The sequence below is a fragment of the Blautia sp. 210820-DFI.6.14 genome (assembly GCF_020558815.1).
Classification (GTDB): domain Bacteria; phylum Bacillota; class Clostridia; order Lachnospirales; family Lachnospiraceae; genus Blautia_A; species Blautia_A obeum.
On record NZ_JAJCKS010000159.1, the window covers coordinates 1 to 209 of the forward strand.

The 209-nt window shown below is 33.0% G+C and carries 1 protein-coding gene; it reads right to left on the reverse strand.

All coding sequences use genetic code 11. The annotated features are described in order from the left end of the window. Window positions 1-209 (reverse strand): glycosyltransferase family 2 protein (locus LI112_RS18120; protein ID WP_227191229.1); only part of this gene is annotated, 209 nt, incomplete at both ends.

Below are 209 nucleotides of genomic sequence, written 5' to 3' on the forward strand. Positions count from 1 at the left end.
CAATATATTGTCCCTTTGAAGCTTCAATTCCTTTATTTCTGGTCTTTGCAATGCCCATGTTCTGTTCATTTTTCAGTAAAAAGATTCTTGAATCTTTTTCCATAAAGGCAAGTGCAATATCAATAGAATCATCTTTACTTCCATCATCAATGAGTAATAATTCCCACTTCTGGTAGGTTTGTTCCAGAACGCTTTCAATAGATTTTGAT